Here is a 15,838-nt window from a genome sequence, read left to right on the forward strand (position 1 = left end):
TACTAAGCTATAAATTCATTTTCATTAAATTCAGCTGGTTTCATAATATTACCAAATAATTTTCCTTTCCAGTCTTTCCATCCATATTTTTTTGAAAAAATAAATAAAACCAACGGATATAAAACTAAAACCGGTACAAACATTTCCCAACCGATAGAAGGTTCAGAAGTATCAATTAACAGTGCATCTGTTTGAAAAACTGTCCAATTAGCAGTAACAAGTACCGCAGCAATAATATTATTTGCTGCGTGAAAACCAAAAGCTAACTCGGTTCCTTCATCCATTAAAGTAAAAATTCCCAATACTAAACCAGTTCCAATATAATAGACCATACTTATCCATCCTAATTTTTCAACCTCAGGATTTAATCCATGTAACAAACCAAAAATTACTGAAGTTAAGATTAATGCAACAAACGATTTTTTGAACCATGTACCAAAACCTTGCATTAAATATCCTCTAAATAATACTTCTTCCATAGTAGTTTGAATTGGTAAAAACAAGAAAGAAACCAATACCAAAATTGTAAATTGAACTGGTTTAAAATTCCAAACATAATTTTCTGGCTCTGTAAAATAACCAATTGCAATTATTATAACTCCAATAATTGCCCAAATTGAAAAAGCGTAAAAAAAACGACTCCAATCTATTTTATTACGACTTGTTATAACGGAAATAACGTTGCGTTTATGTATAAATTTTACACCTAATAACAGCGCAATTAAACCACCTAAAAAAGTTAAAATCATTAAAAACAAATACAAGTTTGAGTCAATTCCTAACGATGTAAAATTATCATTTGCAGCAGAAGTAAAAGTTTCCAAATCACCTGCATAATAAAAAGCAGTAACAATTAAAGGTAAAACCCCTAAAAATTGCCAACCAATAAACAATAAGAATATTGTTATAAAATAAGTCCACCATTCGTTATTTCCTTTATATGCTTGTTGTATAAATTTCATGCTCTTTTTAGTATAAGATTCTGAATCAAGTTCAGAATGACGTTATAAATTAAATGTCCATTTTTTAAATTTATTATAATGCAAATGTCCATTTTTCACTTCTAAAGGACTGTTAAAATTATTGGTAAATAAACTACCAGTTCCCAATCCCTGTGGCATTTTATTTCCTAAAATATATGTCCACTGTGCAATGGCATTTAACCCAATATTACTTTCTAAAGCAGATGTAATCCACCAGCCAATTTGTTTTGTTTCAGCTATATTTATCCATGCTTCACTGCCCCTAAAACCACCTATTAAACTTGGTTTTAAAATAATGTACTGCGGATTTATTATTTGTAACAATTCTTTCTTTTTTGTTACATTAAAAACGCCAATTAATTCTTCATCCAAAGCAATTGGTAAAGGAGTTTTTGAGCATAATTCAGCCATTTCATTAATTTGACCTTGCTTAATTGGCTGTTCTATGGAATGAATTTCAAAATCGGAAAGGCGTTTCAATTTTTCTAATGCTTCAGGAAACTTAAAAGCTCCATTTGCATCTACACGTAATTCAATTTCTTTTGAAGAAAAATTAGTTCTAATACTTTTTAATAACTTAATTTCAGTTTCAAAATCAATAGCTCCAATTTTCATTTTTATTGTTGTAAAACCAGAAGCCAATTTATCTTCAATTTGCTTTTTCATAAAAGATTCACTTCCCATCCAAATTAAACCATTAATATTAATAGCATCCTTTGATTTAGTGAATTTTGAAGGAAATAATTCAAATATATTTTCACTTTTTAAAGATAAAACAGCCTGTTCTAACCCAAATTGAATTGAAGGAAATTCAGTTAACTCGGCTAATAATTCGTCAATATTTTTATTAATATGTTCACAAACCCATTGTAATTTATTTTCATAATCCGGTCTGTCATCAACACTTAAACCTTTAAACAAACCGCATTCACCAATACCAATTTTATTACCGTTGTAAATTTTTAAAAAGTAGGTTTCTTTTGTATGCAATACACCACGTGATGTTCCGCTAGCTTGTTTGAAATTCAATATATATTTTTGGTAAACTGCTTTCATTTATTTAAAAATTGAAAGGTACAAATATTTAAAAATTTATTTTATATTAGGCTATAATAATATTATTTATGGAAATCCCTGAAATACCAAATCTAATTTACTATGCAATTCCATTTTTTATTGTAACTGTTATTTTTGAAGGAATTGTTATTTTTAAAAAGAAACCTGAAAAATACAATCTTAAAGATACTTTTGCATCATTATCAATGGGAATTGGAAATGTGATTGTAAATTTACTGAGCAAGTTATTGGTTGTTTTTATTTTTGCTTTTTTATATGAAAATTATAGAATTACAACAATTCCTTTTATATGGTGGGCTTGGTTACTAATTTTATTTGCAGATGATTTTTGTTATTACTGGTCGCATAGAATTGGGCATGAAAGCAGATTCTTTTGGGCTTCTCATATTGTGCACCATTCATCACAAAAATACAATTTAAGCACTGCGCTAAGACAGACCTGGACTGGAGGTTTTTTTAGTTTTATATTTTATATTTCACTTCCAATCTTAGGTTTTCACCCACTTATGATATTTACACAAATGAGTATTAGTTTAATTTATCAATATTGGATTCATACCGAATTAATTGATAAAATGCCTCGTTGGTTTGAAGCTATTTTTAATACACCATCACATCATAGAGTTCATCATGGAAGCAATCCAATATATTTAGATAGAAACCACGCTGGTATATTTATAATTTGGGATAAACTTTTTGGAACATTTCAACCAGAATTAAAAGAAGAAAAAGTAGTGTATGGTTTAACTTCAAACATTACTACATTTAATCCAGTAAAAATTGCATTTCATGAATGGATTGCTGTTTTTAAAGATGCTTTCACTGCAAAAACAACTTTTATAAATAAATTAAACTATTTTATAAAGCCACCAGGTTGGAAACATGATGGAAACGGCTTGCTCTCAAACGATTTAAGAAAAGAATGGTTAAAAAATAATAAAAGTAATTAACTATTATATTTTCAAGTTCCCTCCAATTTGTAATAAAAATAATTCTTTTTTAGCTTTCGCAAATGCTTCAAAAGCACTTTTATGATCAATTTTAATATATCCAAATGTATCATAATGGTATCCTAAAACCTTGTTACAACTTAAAAATCTACTTGCTTTAATTGCTTCATCTATACCCATTGTAAAATTATCACCAACAGGCAAAACTGCTAAATCCAATTCTCCAATTACCTCTGGAATTAATTTCATATCGTATGTTAATGCTGTATCTCCAGCAATATATAACCTATGATGATTTGTTTCAATTACAAATCCTCCTGGCTGGCCTCCGTAACTTCCATCAGGAAATGAACTTGAATGTATTGCATTTGTATAATGAACCGTTCCAAAATCGAAATTCCATTTTCCCCCATGATTCATAGGATGACCTGAAATTCCTTTATTTTCAAAATATGTTACAATTTCAAAATTAGAAATTACTTTGGCACCAGTTCGTTTCGCAATTGCTTCCACATCTAAAATATGATCTTGATGTGCATGGGTTACTAAAATATAATCGGCTTGTAATTTATTAATATCAATATCTTTAGCTAATTCATTTCCAGTAATAAATGGGTCAATTAATAAAGTTTTGTCTTTCGTTTCTATGCTTAAACTTGCGTGTCCTAAATACGTTATTTTCATTTTGTAGTTTTTGTGTTGGTTGGTTTACTGCAATTTAAAAAATATATTCCATAAAAAAGAACCACAGAAAAATTAATTTCTGTGATTCCAAACAAACAAATAAGTATAGTCTAATATTATAAAAATAACTAAAACTTATACTTGAGATAGGTAGTGAAATTTCTACCTGGTTCATAAATTTTTCCTGAAAGTGTGTTTGAGTTTTGATAGGAAAAATTAAGATGTTCATAATAGGTTTTATCAAAAATATTTAATATTGCAAAACCAATTGAGAACCCTTTTATTGGTTCTAAACCAGCTCTAAAATCTAAAGTTCCAAAACCTGGACTTTCTTCCTCCATAAATGAGGTTGAAACTCTTGTTTGACTAGCAACTAATCTTGAAGTAAGAGCAGCCCAAAATAAATCATTTTCAAATTTTGCACCTAAGTTTGCCATAAAAGGAGGTATATGTGCCAACGGTTCATCTAAATCTTTGTTTTGAGCTTTAGTATAAGAAACATCAGATGTAAAAGTTAATTTATCAGTCGCTTTTACATTAAAGCTAAATTCAAAACCTGTTTGTGTAGCTTCATCTAAGTTTATAAACTGCTTTGCGTAAACTGGTGGCGTTGTAGGCATAAATTTTCGAGGAATATTGGTATTTACCTCAGCGGAAATATAATTTTCTAAGAAAGAATGGAATACGCTTGCTCCAATTTCAATTGACTTAAATTTCTTAATAAAAGACAATTCAATTTGATTATTAACCTCTGGTTTTAAATTTGGGTTTCCAACATATTCATAAGGGTCAACTCCTACATTAAAATGATTTATATAACGCTCAATCATTGAAGCTGTTCTAACACCTCTACCAATTGCAAGCTGCGTTTGAAAACCATTTTTTTGATATTTAACCGAGACATTTGCACTTAAATTAACTTCTGTTTCATCATCAATTGTTCCTCCATAAAAAGTCTCAAAATCTGGAGATGGATCGTTTAAAGATGTTGATATGAAATCGGCTCTAACACCTGTTGTTAAAGTTGCATTCTCTGAAATATTGTGGTTCCCTTCTGCAAAAATGCCTAAATCATTTAGTACTGCATCTTGCCAAATTTTATCAACAAATGTTTTAGGAGTTGGTAAAACATTACCATTCATTATTTTTACAATTCTGGTTCTATCACCTTTTCTATCAATTAAATTTGCATCAATTCCAGTAAAAATTCTTGTATTTTCTGATGGAACCAAAACCAATTCTGCTTTACCACCATACACCCAAGATTCTACAGGAGAACTGGCATCTGTCATCATAAAACTTGGTCGTCCTTCATTGGTCATTAAATGATCTACATAAGAGTGAAATGCTTTTACAGAAAAACTAGCTATTTTTTCAGAAATAGCATTCATTTTATAGTCTATCCCAGCTAAAAAACTATCATCGTATGGTGAATCCATTGGTAAACCAGCATGCATAATATCTCTTCCAAAAGATTGTCTCCAGGAAAATTGTAATCGTTGTTTTTCAGTAGGATTAATACCCACTTTTAATGAATAGTCTGTTGTTTTAAATGATGAAGGAACTTCAGTTCCATCTCCATCTTTATATTCACCAAAATCACGGTAAGAACCATTTAAATGAACGTCGAACTTATCTGTAACATATAAAGCCGAAACTCCAGTAACTAAATTTCCTCCGTTAGATTCGTAACCACCTTCAATACTGCCATGAAATCCTTGTTGGTTTTTTGTAGGGTTTTTTGAAACTAAATTTATAATTCCACCAAAATTTTGTCCAAATCGCACTGTAAACGGTCCTTTTATAATTTCAATTTTTTCAATTTCTTCAGGAATTACGTGGGTTGTAATAGGATCCATTCTATTCGGACACGCATTTAACACTTTCATTCCTCCATCATATTGTACATTTAATTGTTCATATTTAAATGCTCTAAATACAGGTTCTGAAGCATACGCTCCTTTTTTAGTAATTCCAAATCCTTTAATATCTTTAAATAAATGCCCAACACTTCTTGGTTGGCTTATTCTTTTTTCAGTATCATTTATTACAACTGATTGGGAAATATCCAGTAATGGATTTGCGGTAACAAGTATTTCATTTAACTCTATTTGAGAAGGTTCTAATTGTATATAAGTTTTATTTTGTAATGTAGTTATTACAGTATTAAAATTTATATGTGAAACTTCAATTTTATCTTCAATATTTCCTTTTATTGAAAATTCGCCATTGCTATTTGATGTTGCAATTTCATTATTTATTAAATTTCTTATGGATGCAAACTCAATGGGATTATTAGAACCTTTAGCTATTATTTTTCCATTTATAATTGCAGTTTGAGCGTAAGAGCTCACACTAATAAGCATTACTAAAAAGTACTTTAGTATTTTATTTATCATTATACTATAATTAATTTATGTTTTCTTTTAATATTTAAGCCAATACTGTAAACAAATTCAATAGATAAAATTGAATGGTTTATTTAATTAGAAAAATATCATCTTTTTTAAGTTAGTTTATTACGCATGTAACACACCCTAATTGCTATTAATAGTAATTAGTTGTAAAATATAATTTATAGGTAAGCGTAATTATAAAGTTATAAAACCAGCTTTGGTGGTGGTTTTAATATTGAAGTGTAATAATCTGATGAAATTTGATTAATACCAAAAACCTGGTTTAAATATTCAGTATTAATATTACTAATTTTATATCCGTATTGGTCTATAGGTGAAACTGGATAATCTTCTAAATTAATTTGTGGAATTGTTGATTTGTGCTCATGATTATCATGGTTTACCTCTTTTAGTTGTTTTTCTAAATAACACTTTCCGTTACATTCTAAATAAGGTTTATCTCTATTCTCACAAAGTACTGTTGCAATATAATCGTAATTGGCATAGTACTCTATTATTGGAAGAACAGGACGAACCATTGCCAACAAATAAAGAAGGTAAAAAAAGATGCCTAAAAACTGATTTTTCATTGCTTAGCTAACATATAAGAAGGCAAATATATAATCTCAAATATAATTTAATGTTATATTTATCACTTAACATTTGTTTAACTCAAAATTAAGCCTAAGCCAAACAAAATAGAAAATAAAAACGTACTAATTGCTAACTTTTTTAATTCTGGATCTAGCAATTTTGGAACTTCATTTTTATAAACTACCATAAAGTGCTTTGCAATAGGAATATATGCTAAAACAAATAAAAATTGATAGGGTGATTTGTAATATATCATTACATATAAAAAAGCAAATAAAAATGCAGCAATTAGCAAATAGTAGTGGTAATATTTTGCAAATTCACTTCCAATTTTAACAACTAATGTTTTTTTACCTGCTTTTACGTCTGATGCTCTATCACGCATATTATTTAAATTCAAAACCCCAATACTTAAAAACCCTACGGAAAATGCAGGAAGAAAAATAGTGAAGTCTAATTGCTTTGTAAATAAATAATAACTTCCACATACACTTACTAATCCAAAAAAAATAAAGACAAAAAAATCTCCAAAACCACTATAGCCATAGGCTTTTTTACCCATTGTATATTTAATGGCAGCAACAATACTCATTAAACCAAGAATAAAAAATATGAATAGATTTAGAAAATCCTCTTTTCCAAATGCGGTATATATTAATAAAACTGCAAGTACAAAAGTTACTCCAACGGAAATTTTAATTGCACTTAACATTTGATTGGGAGATATAGCACCGCTTTGTAAAGCTCTTTCAGGTCCAACTCTATCTAAATTATCGGTTCCTTTTACACCATCACCATAATCATTCGCAAAATTGGAAATAATTTGAAAACCAATTGTAGTTAAAAGTGCTAAAACGCATATTAATAAATTGAAATTTCCCTGAGAAGCCGCAATAAAACTACCTACAATAATTCCTGAAACAGAAAGTGGTAATGTTCTTAAACGTGCTGCTTTTATGTAGTGTTTAATCATATAATACTATTCAAAAAAGTTTTATATAATTATAAGTCTTCGGCATTTGCAATTAACTCTGCAATATCCAATACTTCAATTTCTTCTTCTTTATTTGTAGCTTTTACACCATCAGTAATCATTGTATTACAAAACGGACAGCCAGTTGCAATAATATTTGGAGATACTTTAATAGCATCTTCAGTACGCTCAACATTAATATCTTTATCTCCTTTTTCAGGTTCTTTAAACATTTGAGCTCCACCGGCACCACAACATAAACCGTTAGATTTACAACGTTTCATTTCAACCAATTCAACATCTAATTTTTGAATTAATTCTCTTGGAGCTTCATACACTTCATTTGCACGACCTAAATAACAAGGATCGTGGAATGTTATTTTTTTTCCTTTAAATTTTCCTCCTTCAATAGAAAGCCGTCCATCATCCAATAAAGATTTTAACAATTCTGTATGATGAACAACTTCATATGTACCTCCTAGTTGAGGATATTCATTTTTAAGTGTATTAAAACAATGTGGACAAGCTGTTACTATTTTTTTTATTTCATACGCATTTAGCACTTCTATGTTTGTCATTGCCTGCATTTGAAATAAGAACTCGTTTCCTGCTCTTTTAGCAGGATCACCAGAACAGCTTTCCTCCGTACCTAAAACCGCAAATTCAACATTAGCCTTGTTTAAAATTTTCACAAATGCTTTTGTTATTTTTTTTGCTCTATCGTCAAAACTTCCAGCACATCCAACCCAAAATAATACTTCCGGTTGTTTTCCTTGTGCCATCATTTCTGCCATTGTTGGTACATTCATATTAATATGTTTTAAATTTTATTCGTGTTTTCCGTCATCAAAAACTTCAATAGTAACTTCTTTTTCTACTAAATCAGTAAAATGACCTCTATAACGAGTTGCTTTAACTAAGTGATTATCAATCCAGTGATAATTACCTCCTCTAGGTTTTCCCATTAACAAGCTATGGTATTTAAAGCCATGTTTGTTCAACCACATTTCAGTAACTTCTCTATGTGCTTCCGTTCTTGAAGTAAAGAAACAAATTATATGTCCTTCATCATACCATTTATTTAATGTTGCTAATGCATCTGGAAAAGGTTCGCAAGTTCCCATTCTTTCTGGTTCTTCATTTGGAACATCTTCTGTTACAGTACCATCAATATCAATTAAATAATTTTTAATTCCTTCAGGTAAAATAGGACTAATATGTAGCCCATCTTCTACTTTATCATGTAGTAGTTTTTCAACATCTTCTTTTTTCATTTTGTGTGTTTTTGATTTTTATAGTTATGTTATTCGTCTTTCCAATTTAATCTATCCATTTGGTTGTACTGCCAAGGTGCACCGTTATTTTCAATATTTGTCATCATCATATTTAATTCTTGTGATGCAGCGGATTGTTCCATTACCAAATACCTTCGTAAATCAATAATTATTGATAACGGATCTATATTTACAGGACATTCCTCAACACAAGCATTGCAACTTGTGCAAGCCCAAATTTCTTCTGGTGTTATATAATCATTTAGAAGTTGTTTACCATCTTCCACAAATTCACCATTTTTATTTATGTTTTTTCCAACCTCCTCTAACCTATCACGCGTTTTCATCATAATAGCTCTTGGAGAAAGTTCTTTTCCTGTAATGTTTGCAGGGCATGAAGATGTGCATCTACCACATTCAGTACAAGTATAAGCATTCATTAATTGCACCCAATTTAAATCTGTAACATCACTTGCTCCAAATTTTTCAGGAACTTCATCTTCACTTCCTTCTGGTGCTGCTGCAAAAGGATCTGCAGTTGGATCTAACATCATTTTCACCTCATTGGTTACAGCTTCTAAATTATTTAATTGTCCTTTCGGATTTAAATTAGCAAAATAAGTATTTGGAAAAGCTAATAAAATATGAAGGTGTTTAGAATAATACAAATAATTTAGAAAAATTAAAATTCCTGCAATATGCAACCACCAAGCTGTACGTTCTATAATATAAAGCGTAGTTACATTAAAATTTTCAAATAAGGGAACTAAAAACTGACTGATTGGATTTCCAGAATCTCCTTGTTGAAATGGTACATCAGTAGCATTCATTATTAAAAATAATGACATTAAAACCATTTCAAAATATAAAATATACAAAGCATCATTTTTTGGAAAACCTTTCATTTCTTTATTCCAAAAACGAGGAATTCTTAAAACCATTCTTCTAATCCAAAAAACTGAAACGGATATTAATACTAATAAGGCTAAAATTTCGAAAGTACCTATTAAAATAGCATAAGTTCCTCCTAAAAAAGATAAGACTCTATGTGTGCCAAATAAACCGTCAATAATTATTTCTATTACTTCAATATTTATAATAATAAAACCTAAATATACTATTATATGTAATAATGCTGAAATTGGCCTTTTAACCATTTTGCTTTGTCCAAAGGCAATAAAGGCCATATTTTGCCAACGTGCATTTGAATTATCAGATCTATCTACTTTTTTACCAAGTTTTATATTTCGAATTATCTTTTGAATGTTTTTAACAAAAAAACCAACTCCTAAAATCAGCAGTATTAAAAATGCGATGTTGTCAATATAATTCATACTTAATTTTTATTGATAATTCAATTGTTTTAATTAAACTATCTTTTTTGGTAAAAGTTCAAAATTTTCACTTTTTACATTTTAAGGTTGGCAATTTAAAATAAATTAACACCTTAACATATTTAATGTAAAATAATTTACAAAATGATTAAGATTGTAAATATATTATTTTCTGTTTTAAATTTTATTTTTCTTCTTCAGGATTATAACCTTTGTCCTTTTTCCCAAATAATGAGAAATGCACAAAACGTTTTGGATGTAATTTCATTTCGTTTAATAATTCTTCTAATTCTTTAGATGCATTTGTTAAATTATTATACATTTCTTCATCCTTTAATAACTTTCCTAAAGATCCTTCTCCACTTTCAATACCTGCTAAAACATTATTTAAGTTACTTACAGTTTCTTCAATATTTTTAATGGTAACACCTAAATTTGCATTAACTAAGGTGTCTGAAAGTTTTGATAAATTAGCTGTCATTAATTCTGTATTTTCTAATGTTTTAGCCAATTTTTCGTCATTATTTTTTATTAGTTCATTTACTGATTCTGAAGCGGATTTAAAGTTAGAAATGGTAGCATTTAATTGTGATATACTTAATTTTAAATTTTGTCTGCTTTTAACATCTAAAATATCCGTTAAACCTGTCATTAATGAATCTGCACTTACAATTACATTTTCAACTTTAGCCTGTAGTGGATTTAATTTTTCTGTAACTGAAGAAAAAATATCAGACTCTATTTCGCCTTTTAAAAAATCACCAGGAATAGCTAATTCACCTTCATATGAAGGAACAATTGCCAAAGATTTCCCTCCCATTAAACTTGCACTGTAAATTTTAGCAACACTGTTTTTAGAAAATTCAAAATCATTTTCAATACTAAATTCTACAATTAATCGCCCCCGTTTATCTTCATTTTTATTAAATTTAATATTAATAACCTTTCCTACTTCAACACCATTAATTGTAACTACACTTGCCGTATTTAATCCTTGCACATTACTATATTCAGTAAAATATGTTTTTAATGGGCCATCAAATAAATTTATGCCTTTCATAAAATTATAACCCCATATAAATAAAGCAATTACAGCAACAGCAACAACACCTGTTTTTAATTCTCTTGAAATTTTCAAAATAGTATAATTTTTTAAAGCAATATTACTAATAATTTTTGTGAGTAAATGGCAAAAATACTATGATTTTTTTAAAACATCTTGAACCGATATTTTTTCACCATTTTTAAATGCAACAATAAATGCTGAAGTATAGCCTTTTGTTTTAGCCAAGCTTTGCAATTCTTTAATTTTTGAATAATTAGATGTATTCCCTAAATAATATTTATAACTATTACCAACTTTAACTCTATCAATGTTTTTAAGCCCTTTAAAATTGTAGGGTTTTGTATCTAATTTTCTAGATCCTGAAGCTATTTGTACCTTAAACAGTACATTATTAAAAGTTTCTTCAGTAACAATTGTATTTTTATCTACCACACTGTTATTTAAAACAGCAAGATCCTCATTTTTAACACTATTTAAATTAAGCTGTTTTATATATTTAACTATTCCATTATATATAGATTCAGAAAATTTATGTTGACCTTGTTTAGAACCTAAGTAGGTACCTTCTTTAATATTTGTTATAAATCCAGTTTCAATTAATATACTTGGCATATAAGTTTGATGTAAAACAACAAATACATTTTGCTTAACACCTCTATCTTTTCTCTTCAATTTATTTGAAAATCCTTCTTGAATAATACTTGCTAATTGAATACTTTGGTCTAAATATTCTTCTTGCATTAATGTAAGGCCTATAACTGATTCCGGTGAATTTGGATCGAAACCTTTATAGTTTTTTTCGTAATTATCTTCCAATAAAATTACAGAGTTTTCTGCTTTAGCAACTTCAAAATTCTTATTATTTGCATTTGTTCCCAACACCCAAGTTTCGGCACCTGAGGCTTGGGTATTATGTGCATTACAATGAACTGATACAAACAAATCTGCATCTGCTTTATTTGCTATTCTTCCTCGTTCCCATAAATCAATAAAAACATCCGTTTTTCGTGTGTAAATAACTTTTATATTTTCTTGATTTGACAATAATTTACCTACCTGCAATACAATATTTAATGCAATATCCTTTTCTTTAACTTTTTTATACCCCACTTTACCAGGATCCTTACCACCATGCCCTGCATCTAAAACAACAACAAAATCATTTTTTTGAGCAAAAACAGTAGTATTCTTAAAAAGAATAGTAATAAAAAATACGAAAATCAGTACGAATTTCGTTGTAATTTTAATTTTATAAAAGAGTAGTGAGTTCATCAATAATTTTAATTATTTTTGGCATCTGTTATTTGGTGATACAATTATTGAGCCATACATTTACAAGCAATCAAAATTTGGTTGAATGCTTAAAAGCTAAATTAAAAAAACTTATGCTTTCAACCCAATAAATATAATGATTTTACAAATATTTTAATTATTAAAACGAACATTTTCAAAATATATGCGCTCTTTTTTTTGATACTAGCTTTTAGCTTTGTCAATACTTCTGTTTATTCTCAAGAAATAAAGCAATTTTCTTCAGACACAATTCCTGTAATTAAAAAGGATACTATTGTTATTCCTCTAAAAGATACTCTTAATATAAAACCAATTGATTCTTTACTTATAAAACCAAAAGACTCCATTAAAAAACCGAAAGAATTACTGGAAGGAATTGTTGAACACAGTGCCGATAGTTTAATTAGACAGGATATAAAAAACAATAAAATTCAACTATTTAATAATGCACATATACATTATAAAGATATTGATATTACTGCTGGTTATATTGAAATAAATAATAATACAAGTACTGTTATTGCAAAAGGAATTAAAGATAGTATAGGAAATTATTCTCAATTACCTGTTTTTAAACAAGGAGGTCAAGAATCTACTCAGGATACAATTAGTTTTAATTTTAAATCTGAAAAAGCTAAAATTTGGAATTTAAAAACTGAGCAACAAGGAATAATAATATTAGGTGAGGTTAGTAAAAAACATAATGATTCTGTTATTTTTATTGAAAATATACGCCTAACAACATCAGATAAGGAAAATCCAGATTACTATATTAAAATTCCAAAAGCAAAATTTATTAAAGACAAGAAATTAGTTGCCGGAACAAGTCAATTGGTATTAGCTGATGTACCAACACCTGTAGTTTTACCTTTTGCATACATTCCTTTAACAAAAGGAAGAACTTCCGGTTTTTTAATGCCTACTTGGGGAGATAATAACAGGCAAGGTTATTTTTTACAAAATGGAGGTTACTATTTTGTAATAAATGATAATTTTGATTTAGCAGTTTTAGGAGATATTTATACAAACGGAAGTTGGGGTTTACGAGCAGAATCTGGCTATGCAAAAAGGTATAAATTTTCCGGAAATATTAATATTAGATATGAAAATTTAATAAACAGCTTAAAAGGATTTGATGATTATTCAAAAGCATCAAATTACAATATCAGATGGAGTCATTCACAAGACTCAAAGGCAAGCCCTAACTCGCGTTTTTCAGCTTCTGTAAATATGGGAAGCAGTAAATATTATAAACAATCTAATAATGAATATAACACTAATTCATTCTTAAACAACAATTTAAGTTCTTCCGTTTCTTTTTATAAAAATTTTGTTGGTACCCCATTTAATGTGTCTTTATCTATGACACATTCTCAAAACACCAATACTGAAGAAATTACCATGACCTTGCCTTCTTTACAATTAAATATGGATCGAATTTATCCGTTTACCGGAAAAAATGGTGTAAAAAAGAATGCAATTCAGAAAACAGGATTAACCTATTCTATGAAAGGTGACAATAGAATAAATACCACCGATGAATTTTTCTTTAAAAAACAAATGTTTGATGAAGCAAAGTCTGGTATTCAGCACAATATTTCAATGAATACCAACATGAAAGCTTTAAAATATTTTACAATTTCGCCCAGCATAACTTATAAAGATGTATGGTATTTTGATCGTATTAGCAAAAAATTTGATGATGTGCAAAATGCCGTAGTTACAGATACCATAAGTAGTTTTAGTCGATTTAATGAATATTCAACTTCTGTTTCATTGGGAACTACATTTTATGGAATGTTTAAGTTTAAAAAAGGAAATATTGAAGCCATTCGTCATGTTGTAAGACCAAGTATTTCCTATAGTTACAGACCCGATTTTAGTTATTTTAATGAAGAATATCAAAAAAGTGCTGAAGAACCAGATGAGTTTATTGAATACTCTCCTTTTTCTAATGGAATTTTTGGAAAACCAGGATCTGGACTTTCCAATAGTTTAAACTTAACGCTTAATAATAATTTAGAAGCCAAAATTAGAAAGAAAGATTCTGCAGATAGCGAAACAGAAGCCAAAAAAATTATTTTATTAAATAATTTAAACTTTTCAACCAGTTATAATATGGCTGCGGATTCTTTAAAATGGAGCCCTGTGGGTGTTAATGCTGGAACTAAATTATTTAACAATAAACTAAGCGTAAATGTTAGAGCAACCTTAGATCCTTATGCTTTAGATGTTAATGGAAAAAAAATAAATACATTTAACTATAATAATGGTGGTAGTTTATTTAGACTAACAAATGCAGGACTTACTTTAAATTATTCTTTATCGAGTAAAAAAGATGACGGTAAAAAATCTGAAAAAGATCAAAAAGCTGAAGATAATAACTCCGATGGTGTATTTGGAGAAAACTTAACTGCTACAAACCAGCAAACTCCAAATCAGGAAAAAAAAGCTAACGTAAAAGAAGCAAAACTTTATCAGTCTAAAATTCCCTGGACATTAAAAATTGCTTATAGCTTAAATTACGCCAATGCAAACAGGCAAAAAGAAATTTCATCTAATTCTATAATGTTTTCTGGTGATGTTGAAATAACTCCAAAATGGGGACTTGGATTTTCATCTGGTTACGATGTTAAAAATGAAGGTTTTACTTACACACAACTTCGTTTTTCAAGAGATCTTGATAGTTGGAAACTGAATTTTAACTGGGTTCCTTTTGGAGACAGACAAACCTATTACTTTTTTATTGGTGTAAAATCATCTATGCTTAGTGATTTAAAATATGATAAAAGACAAGTGCCTGATAAACAATTATTTTAAAACCTTTTAAAATGAAAAAAATTATTAACACAAACAATGCCCCAGCTCCAATTGGTCCTTATAATCAGGCTGTTTTAGTTGGAAACAATTTATTTACTTCTGGGCAAATTGCTATAAACCCAACAACTGGAGCATTAGTGCTGGATACTATTGAAAATGAAACAAAACAAGTAATGGAAAATATGAAAGCAGTTTTAGCTGAAGCTGAAATGACTTTTGAAAACGTTGTAAAATCAACTATTTTTATTACAAATATGAATGACTTCACTAAAATAAATGCCGTATATGGCAGCTATTTTAATAGTGAAACTGCTCCAGCACGAGAAACTGTAGAAGTTGCCAACTTACCAAAATTTGTACATGTAGAAATTTCTATGATTGCTATAAAATAATA

The 15,838-nt window shown here is 28.7% G+C and carries 14 protein-coding genes; 3 read left to right on the plus strand and 11 right to left on the minus strand.

Annotation, left to right across the window (positions count from 1 at the left end; all coding sequences use genetic code 11):
• Positions 1 to 2: 2 nt before the first annotated feature.
• Both BX611_RS08900 and BX611_RS08905 read right to left on the minus strand, forming a co-directional pair.
• Positions 3 to 962, minus strand: coding sequence for a CPBP family intramembrane glutamic endopeptidase (locus BX611_RS08900; RefSeq protein WP_115880282.1), 960 nt, complete (start codon positions 960 to 962; stop codon positions 3 to 5).
• Between the two features lie 42 nt (positions 963 to 1,004).
• Positions 1,005 to 2,039 (minus strand): o-succinylbenzoate synthase, encoded by a 1,035-nt coding sequence (locus tag BX611_RS08905; protein ID WP_115880284.1) that lies wholly within the window; start codon positions 2,037 to 2,039, stop codon positions 1,005 to 1,007.
• 68 nt (positions 2,040 to 2,107) lie between these two features.
• Between BX611_RS08905 and BX611_RS08910 the strand changes: the two genes are divergently transcribed.
• Positions 2,108 to 3,010, plus strand: a complete 903-nt coding sequence (locus tag BX611_RS08910; protein ID WP_115880286.1) for a sterol desaturase family protein — start codon at positions 2,108 to 2,110, stop codon at positions 3,008 to 3,010.
• A 3-nt stretch (positions 3,011 to 3,013) separates the two neighbouring features.
• Here the strand turns inward: BX611_RS08910 and BX611_RS08915 are convergent, their stop codons facing one another.
• The 9 genes from BX611_RS08915 to BX611_RS08955 form a co-directional block, all read right to left on the minus strand.
• Positions 3,014 to 3,694 carry a metal-dependent hydrolase gene (locus BX611_RS08915; RefSeq protein WP_115880288.1) on the minus strand — a complete coding sequence of 227 codons (681 nt, stop codon included), beginning with the start codon at positions 3,692 to 3,694 and terminating at the stop codon, positions 3,014 to 3,016.
• A gap of 128 nt (positions 3,695 to 3,822) precedes the next feature.
• Positions 3,823 to 6,093, minus strand: a complete 2,271-nt coding sequence (locus BX611_RS08920; protein ID WP_115880290.1) for a TonB-dependent receptor domain-containing protein — start codon at positions 6,091 to 6,093, stop codon at positions 3,823 to 3,825.
• Positions 6,094 to 6,293: 200 nt separating this feature from the next.
• Entirely contained in the window at positions 6,294 to 6,680 is a 387-nt protein-coding gene (locus BX611_RS08925) for a hypothetical protein (protein WP_115880292.1), read from the minus strand.
• A gap of 77 nt (positions 6,681 to 6,757) precedes the next feature.
• Positions 6,758 to 7,657 (minus strand): 1,4-dihydroxy-2-naphthoate polyprenyltransferase, encoded by a 900-nt coding sequence (locus tag BX611_RS08930; RefSeq protein WP_181897241.1) that lies wholly within the window; start codon positions 7,655 to 7,657, stop codon positions 6,758 to 6,760.
• Positions 7,658 to 7,686: 29 nt separating this feature from the next.
• Positions 7,687 to 8,466: a (Fe-S)-binding protein gene (locus tag BX611_RS08935; protein ID WP_115880294.1), complete on the minus strand. Its 780-nt coding sequence runs from the start codon at positions 8,464 to 8,466 to the stop codon at positions 7,687 to 7,689.
• Between the two features lie 18 nt (positions 8,467 to 8,484).
• A complete protein-coding gene (locus BX611_RS08940; RefSeq protein ID WP_115880296.1) occupies positions 8,485 to 8,931 on the minus strand; it encodes an LNS2 domain-containing protein in 447 nt (148 codons plus the stop codon).
• A gap of 29 nt (positions 8,932 to 8,960) precedes the next feature.
• Positions 8,961 to 10,265: a (Fe-S)-binding protein gene (locus tag BX611_RS08945; protein ID WP_115880298.1), complete on the minus strand. Its 1,305-nt coding sequence runs from the start codon at positions 10,263 to 10,265 to the stop codon at positions 8,961 to 8,963.
• Positions 10,266 to 10,449: 184 nt separating this feature from the next.
• Complete coding sequence (locus tag BX611_RS08950) at positions 10,450 to 11,403, minus strand: MlaD family protein (RefSeq protein ID WP_240324930.1); 954 nt, start codon at positions 11,401 to 11,403, stop codon at positions 10,450 to 10,452.
• Positions 11,404 to 11,463: 60 nt separating this feature from the next.
• On the minus strand, positions 11,464 to 12,603 hold the full coding sequence (locus tag BX611_RS08955) for an N-acetylmuramoyl-L-alanine amidase family protein (protein WP_115880300.1): 1,140 nt from the start codon (positions 12,601 to 12,603) through the stop codon (positions 11,464 to 11,466).
• A 198-nt stretch (positions 12,604 to 12,801) separates the two neighbouring features.
• Between BX611_RS08955 and BX611_RS08960 the strand changes: the two genes are divergently transcribed.
• Both BX611_RS08960 and BX611_RS08965 read left to right on the plus strand, forming a co-directional pair.
• Positions 12,802 to 15,444: a putative LPS assembly protein LptD gene (locus BX611_RS08960; RefSeq protein WP_240324931.1), complete on the plus strand. Its 2,643-nt coding sequence runs from the start codon at positions 12,802 to 12,804 to the stop codon at positions 15,442 to 15,444.
• Between the two features lie 11 nt (positions 15,445 to 15,455).
• On the plus strand, positions 15,456 to 15,836 hold the full coding sequence (locus BX611_RS08965) for a Rid family detoxifying hydrolase (RefSeq protein ID WP_115880302.1): 381 nt from the start codon (positions 15,456 to 15,458) through the stop codon (positions 15,834 to 15,836).
• Positions 15,837 to 15,838 lie beyond the last annotated feature (2 nt).

The sequence above is a fragment of the Lutibacter oceani genome, from assembly GCF_003384935.1.
GTDB classification, from domain to species: Bacteria; Bacteroidota; Bacteroidia; order Flavobacteriales; family Flavobacteriaceae; genus Lutibacter; species Lutibacter oceani.

Bases quoted from the DNA above. Each gene is read 5' to 3' on its own strand.
- BX611_RS08920 (WP_115880290.1), bottom strand. From the start codon at position 6,093: ATGATAAATAAAATACTAAAGTACTTTTTAGTAATGCTTATTAGTGTG.
- BX611_RS08905 (WP_115880284.1), bottom strand. From the start codon at position 2,039: ATGAAAGCAGTTTACCAAAAATATATATTGAATTTCAAACAAGCTAGC.
- BX611_RS08930 (WP_181897241.1), bottom strand. From the start codon at position 7,657: ATGATTAAACACTACATAAAAGCAGCACGTTTAAGAACATTACCACTT.
- BX611_RS08925 (WP_115880292.1), bottom strand. From the start codon at position 6,680: ATGAAAAATCAGTTTTTAGGCATCTTTTTTTACCTTCTTTATTTGTTG.
- BX611_RS08910 (WP_115880286.1), top strand. From the start codon at position 2,108: ATGGAAATCCCTGAAATACCAAATCTAATTTACTATGCAATTCCATTT.
- BX611_RS08900 (WP_115880282.1), bottom strand. From the start codon at position 962: ATGAAATTTATACAACAAGCATATAAAGGAAATAACGAATGGTGGACT.
- BX611_RS08915 (WP_115880288.1), bottom strand. From the start codon at position 3,694: ATGAAAATAACGTATTTAGGACACGCAAGTTTAAGCATAGAAACGAAA.
- BX611_RS08940 (WP_115880296.1), bottom strand. From the start codon at position 8,931: ATGAAAAAAGAAGATGTTGAAAAACTACTACATGATAAAGTAGAAGAT.
- BX611_RS08965 (WP_115880302.1), top strand. From the start codon at position 15,456: ATGAAAAAAATTATTAACACAAACAATGCCCCAGCTCCAATTGGTCCT.
- BX611_RS08935 (WP_115880294.1), bottom strand. From the start codon at position 8,466: ATGAATGTACCAACAATGGCAGAAATGATGGCACAAGGAAAACAACCG.
- BX611_RS08955 (WP_115880300.1), bottom strand. From the start codon at position 12,603: ATGAACTCACTACTCTTTTATAAAATTAAAATTACAACGAAATTCGTA.
- BX611_RS08945 (WP_115880298.1), bottom strand. From the start codon at position 10,265: ATGAATTATATTGACAACATCGCATTTTTAATACTGCTGATTTTAGGA.